This is a genomic window from Paraburkholderia jirisanensis (assembly GCF_054782355.1).
In genome coordinates, this window is record NZ_BAAGSQ010000025.1 from 387,412 (window position 1) to 393,827 (window position 6,416).

Annotated in this window: 4 protein-coding genes; all 4 read left to right on the top strand. The window is 66.5% G+C overall.

The features are described from left to right. The first annotated feature begins 4 nt into the window (after positions 1 to 4). Genes fabD through ACYVNQ_RS13685 form a run of 4 tightly spaced genes read left to right on the top strand, consistent with a single transcriptional unit; the run spans position 5 to position 6,256 of the window. Positions 5 to 2,347: an ACP S-malonyltransferase gene (fabD, locus tag ACYVNQ_RS13670; protein WP_460903034.1), complete on the top strand. Its 2,343-nt coding sequence runs from the start codon at positions 5 to 7 to the stop codon at positions 2,345 to 2,347. Continuing rightward, a complete protein-coding gene (locus tag ACYVNQ_RS13675; RefSeq protein ID WP_460903035.1) occupies positions 2,335 to 4,170 on the top strand; it encodes an amino acid adenylation domain-containing protein in 1,836 nt (611 codons plus the stop codon). Before fabD ends, ACYVNQ_RS13675 begins: the two co-directional genes overlap by 13 nt. Next, positions 4,170 to 5,111, top strand: a complete 942-nt coding sequence (locus ACYVNQ_RS13680) for a chlorinating enzyme (RefSeq protein WP_460903036.1) — start codon at positions 4,170 to 4,172, stop codon at positions 5,109 to 5,111. The genes ACYVNQ_RS13675 and ACYVNQ_RS13680 overlap by 1 nt, the downstream gene beginning before the upstream one ends. Beyond that, entirely contained in the window at positions 5,108 to 6,256 is a 1,149-nt protein-coding gene (locus ACYVNQ_RS13685) for an alpha/beta fold hydrolase (RefSeq protein ID WP_460903037.1), read from the top strand. The genes ACYVNQ_RS13680 and ACYVNQ_RS13685 overlap by 4 nt, the downstream gene beginning before the upstream one ends. The last annotated feature ends 160 nt before the right edge of the window (positions 6,257 to 6,416 follow it).

The window sequence follows — 6,416 nt, forward strand, 5'->3', positions numbered from 1 at the left end:
TCACATGAACGCGCGGAATCGAGAACCGGTGGCGTGGCTGTTTCCGGGGCAGGGCGCCCAGCACAAAGGCATGGGCGGCCGCGATCTGTTCGACGAGTTTGCGCCATTCGTCGCGAAGGCCGATGCGATTCTTGGCTATTCGATCGAGCAGCTCTGCCTCGAGGATCCCGGCCAGCAGTTGACGCGCACCGCCTTTACGCAGCCTGCGCTGTTCGTGGTCAATGCATTGAGCGCCTATCGCGCACTCCGGCAGGGCCCGCGGCCGGATTACCTCGCGGGCCATAGCCTGGGCGAGTTCAATGCGCTTCACGCGGCCGGATGCTTCGATTTCGAAACCGGGCTGCGTCTGGTCGTCGAGCGTAGCCGTCTGATGAGCGAAGTCGACGGCGGAGCGATGGCCGCGGTGATCGGGCTCGATCGCGATGCACTGCGCGAGGAACTCGGGCGTGCCGGTTGCAGTAACAGTCTGGAAATCGCCAACTTCAATTCACCGACGCAACTGGTTGTTTCCGGTGAACCGACGGGGGTGTCGGCATTCGCTGCTCACGCGCGCCAAACGAAACTTGCGCGGGTCATTCCGCTGGCGGTCAGCGCGGCGTTCCATTCGCGTCAGATGAAGCCGGTTGCCGCGCGCTTTGCGCAGGTGCTGATGGCCACGCCGATGAGCGCGCTGCACACGCCCGTAGTCGCCAATCTGAGCGGCGATGTCTACCCGCCCGATGACGTACGGCCGATCCTCGCGCGACAGCTGGAAAGCAGCGTGCGCTGGTGGGATGGTCTGATGACGCTGCGCGGTCTGGGCGTCGCGCGTGCAATGCAGATCGGCCCCGGCAAGGCGATGGCGAATCTGTGGGACGAGGCCGCCAAAGTCGAGCCGCCGGTGCGCGTGTTTGCGACGGCCGCTGCGCCCGCGCCGACGCTCGACGCTGCGCCCGCCGCCGCGAAGTCTGTCGCGCAGTTTGCCGCGCCGGCGGATGCGTCACCCGTAGCACTGCCCGCGGCGGTTTTCGCGCCGCGTGCCAACCGTATCGGCCAGGCATTTTGCGAACGTCACCAGGTGCGCTTGCCGTACGTGATCGGCTCGATGTTTCGCGGTATCGCATCGGTCGAGATGGTGGTGCGTGCCGGCCGTGCGGGCCTGTTGGGTTTCTTCGGCGCGGGCGGGCTGCCGCTCGACGAGGTCGAGCGGGCGATTCTCGCAATCCGCGCGCAACTGGGCCCGGACGCACCGTTCGGCATGAATCTGCTGGCGTCGCCCGGGCAACCCGAGCTCGAGCAGCAGACCGTCGATCTGTATCTGAAGCACGACATCACTCGAATCGAGGCATCGGCGTTCATGCAGATCGGCGCGCCGCTGATCGAATACCGTTTCCGCGGCGCGACGCTGAGCAACGGCCGCGCGTATGCGCCGAACCAGGTGTTCGCGAAGGTGTCGCGTAACGAAGTCGCGCGAGCCTTCCTCGCGGCACCGGCCGATGCGTTGCTTCTGCGGCTGCGCGACGAAGGCCGTCTGAGTGCCGCCGAGGTCGAGGCCGCGCGGCGTCTGCCGGTGGCGACCGAGCTCTGCGTGGAGGCCGATTCGGGTGGACATACCGATGCCGGCGTGGCGCTGACGTTGCTACCGGCGATGGTGCGGCTGCGCAACGAATGCGCGGCGCGCGCGCCGCTCGATGCGCTGACCGGAATCGGCGCGGCCGGCGGTCTGGGCACGCCGGAGTCGATTGCCGCGGCCTTTGTGATGGGCGCGCAATTCGTGCTGGTCGGCTCGGTGAACCAGTGCTCGCCGGAGGCGGGAACCTCGGAGACGGTGAAAGACATGCTCGCCGACCTCGGTCTGCACGACACCGCGTATGCCCCGGCCGGCGATCTGTTCATCACCGGCGCGCGGGTTCAGGTCGTGCGGCGCGGCACACTGTTTCCGGCCCGCGCGAACCAGCTGTATCAGGCGTACCGCACGCACGACAGTCTGGCGCAACTGCCGGCCCGCACGCGCGATACCTTCGAGCGCTTCATGGGCCGTTCGTTCGACGCGATCTGGCAGAGCACCTGCGAGCGTCTGGCCGGCACGCGCGCGGGCGAACTGGCACGCCTCGAAAGCGACCAGAAAGCGCGTATGGCGCGGGTCTTCAAGTGGTACTTCTCGCGCTCGATCGAAGCGGCCATGGACGGTACCGAAACCGAACGCGCCAATTTCCAGATTCATAGCGGGCCCGCGATGGGCGCGTTTAACACCTTTGCGCGCGGCGGCGAACTCGAACATCGTTCGCGACGTCACGTGGATGCGATTGCCGACGAGCTGATGGCCCGCGCGCAACAGCAACTGGCGGGGCAAGCATGGACACGTTGAAGCAGCCGCACGGCGGCACGGGCGAGGCGCTGCATCGATGCTTCGAACGTCAGGCGGCCGCTACGCCCGAGCGTATCGCGCTCGAATGCGACGGCGTGCGCCTGACCTACGGTCAGCTGGACGCATGCGCGAGTGCGTTGGCGCAGCGTTTGACGAGTGTGGTACACGAACGCGGTGAACTGATCGGCCTGTACATCGAGCGCAGCTGCGAACTGATCGTCGGCATGCTCGGCATTCTCAAGGCAGGCGCCACCTATGTGCCGCTCGATCCGCGCTATCCCGACGCGAGGCTGCGCTATCTGATCGACGACGCACGCGTGTCCGCGATCGTCACGCGTGCGGGCGAACCATGCCGCGTGCCGGGCGCGCCGCTTTCGGTCGAAGTGGATCTGGCCGCGCCGGAACAGGCCGCGCGCGCGGGGCTCGCAGTCGACGCGCAGGACAGCGCTTATGTGATCTACACATCCGGATCGACCGGACAGCCGAAGGGCGTGGTAGTCGAGCACGGCAACGTCACGCGGCTTTTCAGCGTGTGCGAACGGCACTTCAGTTTCAGCGCCGACGACGTGTGGACGATGTTCCACTCGATCAGCTTCGATTTCTCGGTGTGGGAAATCTGGGGCGCGCTGCTGTACGGCGGCAAGCTCGTCATCGTGCCGTCCGCCGTGGCCGCTTCGCCGGGCCGCTTCGCCGAACTGGTGGAGGCGGCCCGCGTGACGATGCTGTCGCAGACGCCGAGCGCCTTCAGCCATTTCGCGCAGGCATCGATAGCGGCCAGGCGCCGCTTTCCTGCACTGCGCTGCGTCGTGATGGGCGGCGAGCGGCTCGATGCGAGCCATGTGAAGCGCTGGCTCGACCACTACGGCGAGCACGCGCCGCAGCTGGTCAACATGTACGGCATCACCGAGACCACTGTGCACGTGACCTACCGTGCGCTGTCGCATGCGGATGCCGTGCATGCACAGTCCAGTCCGATCGGCACGCCGCTCGACGACCTGCAGGTCCATCTGCTGGATGCGGCCGGCCACGAGCCGCTGGCCGGCGAAGCAGGCGAAATCGTCGTGACGGGGGCCGGCGTGGCGCGCGGCTACCTGCGGCGCCCGCAACTGAATGCCGAACGCTTTTGCCTGCTGCCGCTGGGGCCGGGCGGCACGCCGGTACGCGCCTATCGCAGCGGCGACATGGCGTGCCGCAACGGCGGCGAACTGTTCTACCTCGGCCGCTCGGACGACCAGGTGAAGCTGCGCGGCTTTCGTATCGAACTACGCGAAGTCGAACACCAGATCGGCGCGATTCCAGGCATCGAGTCGTGCATGGTTGTCGTTCAGGACCTCGGGAACGACGACAAGCGGCTGCTCGCGTTTTACGTGGCTGCTGCGCAACAACCGGCCGCCGCCGCCACGGTGATGGCCGAGGCCGCGAGGCGCCTGCCGCCGCAGATGATCCCCGCGCGCTTCATCGAGGTCAGCCACATCCCGCTCACTTCCAACGGAAAACGTAACGGACAAGCACTCATGAAAACTCTGGAAACCAGCAACCAGACCGAGGGTTCCGCGCAGGGACGCGCGCAGCCCTCGAGCACGGCGGTGGTCGCCGAAATCTGCGGCGCGACGCTCGAAGAGCCGAATCTGTCGTGGGACCTCGATCTGTTCGATCAGGGCGCCACTTCGCTTTCGATCAGCCGGATCATCCTGCAGCTGAACGCGCAGCTAGGACTGCAACTGAGCGGCGTCGAGTTCGAAGGCGACTGCTCGATCACGAACATTGCGGCGGTCGTCAATCGCGAATCGAAACGCAAAACCCTGCAAACGGAGAAAGTGTAATGGACGCGCTGACCATCCCTCACCTGACAGACGAACAGCTCGAGTCTTTCAAGACCAATGGCTTTATCGCCCCGATCAAGGTCTACGAGCCGGAGCAGATGGAAGCGCTGTGGAAGGTCGAACGCATGAGGCTGATGGACCGCTCGGCCGCGATCTACGATCTCGACAGCGTATCGGGCAACACCAACATCGCGAACTACGATCGCCATCTCGACTCGCAAATGCTGGCCGAGCACGTGTATGCGCCGGAAATCGTCGGCCGCGTACGTTCGGTGCTCGGACCGGACCTGCTGTGCTGGCGTACCGAATTTTTCCCGAAGTATCCGGGCGACGAAGGCACCGACTGGCACCAGGCCGACACCTTTGCCAATGCATCCGGCTCGCCGCAGATCATCTGGCCGCAAGAGCGCGAATTCGGCGGCACGATCACGGTCTGGACCGCATTTACCGAAGCCAGCATCGAAATGGGCTGCCTGCAGTTCATTCCCGGCACGCAGACGCAAATGTTCTACGACGAAACCAAGGGCATGCGCTACAAGCCGGACGACATCAATTCGGTGTCCAAGGACGGTGGCGTGCGGCGCGGCTTTTTCGGCTACGACTATCGCGAGCTGCAGATCGATCCGGACTGGGAGCCGGAAGTCGATAAGGCGGTGTCGATCGAGCTGCGTGCAGGCGAGGCGGTGATGTTCTGGTCGACCCTGATGCATGCGTCGCACCCGCATCTCGGCAACAGCAAAAAGATGCGGCTCGGCTTCGCGTCGCGCTACGTGCCGACCTGCGTGAAGGTCTATCCGGATACCGATGCGATCGAAGAGTATGGCGGCCGCATCAAGCTGGACCGCTACGGTGCGGTGCTGGTGGCGGGCACCGACGAGTACCGGCACAACCGGATCGCGACCGAAACCACGCGCGGCTTCAAGTTTCCGGACGCACTATGAACCTGGCTGACGCCGTGTTGCGGCTGGCGCCGCTCGAAGGGCAACTGGCCACGGCAATCGGCATTCCCGCCGGGGTGGCCGGTGCGCAGCTGCCGGGCGGCGCGGCTGCCGACACGGCGCTGCTCGATGCACTGTTCGTGGCGGCGGGCATGCGCGCGCCGCGCCGCATCGCCGCCGATGCGGCGCAGGATGAGCTCGAGCGGGTTGCGCTGCGTTTGCTGGCCGGCCGCGCCGCGCCGCCTGCGGATGCGCACCCTGCGCACCATGCGATTGCGGCGATCGCAGCGGCGCGCACGCGCGGCCTCGACGGCGTCGCCATCCGGCACACCGTCGGCGCGCCCGATGGGGTACGCCTGTCGGCGGTGCACGCGGGACTGGCGCGCGACGCTCATCCGGTGCTGTTGATCGGCGCGCCCGGCATGCCGCTCGAACTGATCGAAGGCTGGCTGCGCGGAATCAGCGAAGTGCGGCCGGTGGCCAGTTGGGAAACCCGCGGCATGTTCGGTCCGGACAGCGCGAGCGTGCGGAACCTGACGATCGACGACCAGCTGGGCGACGCCGCGGCGATTCTCGACGAAGCCGGCTGGGACGATGCGCATGTGCTCGGCATCTGCGGCGGCGCAGTGCTGGCGATGGCGCTCGCGGCCCGCCATCCGCACCGCGTGCGCTCGCTGGCACTGTGGTTCGGCGATCTCGATCTGGGCGAAGCCGCGCCGAAAACCGAACATCAACGCAATCTGCAGGCGCTGATGGAGATGGTCGTGTCCCGCCAGGTCAGCGCGCAGTCGCTGCGCGCGGTACTGATCGGCTTCATGGCGAAACTCTCCGATGCCGAGCTCGCGCCGCTGGTGCTCTATCCGTTCGCGAATCCGCAGTTGCTCGATCAGTACTGCCGGATGAATCACCCGATCATGGCAACCGATTGCCGCATCTACGTCGATCGCATCGTTGCACCGTGCCTGATCGGTTACGGCCCCGACGATACGACCACGCACCCCGAAGGCTCACGTGTGCTGGCTGCGCTGCTCGACGCGCCGCTCGTCGCGATGCCTGCCGCAACTCATCTCGACAGCCTGCGTGGACGTGCGCAGGACCTGGCGAGCGTGCTGTCCTTTCAACGCAGTCATGACTCGCCCCCGGGCTGACCTGCTGCGCTGCGCGTGGCCGGGCCGCCGCGCGGCCGTGCGCCCGCGGCAGCCGGCGGATCAGACCGTGTAACCGATTTCCGCTGCGCAGGCTGCACTGACGGCCTGCCGGCGGCACGCCGGCTGCGTTGCGGCGGCGCGCTCTCAAAAGGCTTTAGGC

What these genes read in the sequence shown, in the direction of transcription:
- fabD (WP_460903034.1), top strand. Translation starts at nt 5, where the DNA reads ATGAACGCGCGGAATCGAGAACCGGTGGCGTGGCTGTTTCCGGGGCAG.
- ACYVNQ_RS13675 (WP_460903035.1), top strand. Translation starts at nt 2,335, where the DNA reads ATGGACACGTTGAAGCAGCCGCACGGCGGCACGGGCGAGGCGCTGCAT.
- ACYVNQ_RS13680 (WP_460903036.1), top strand. Translation starts at nt 4,170, where the DNA reads ATGGACGCGCTGACCATCCCTCACCTGACAGACGAACAGCTCGAGTCT.
- ACYVNQ_RS13685 (WP_460903037.1), top strand. Translation starts at nt 5,108, where the DNA reads ATGAACCTGGCTGACGCCGTGTTGCGGCTGGCGCCGCTCGAAGGGCAA.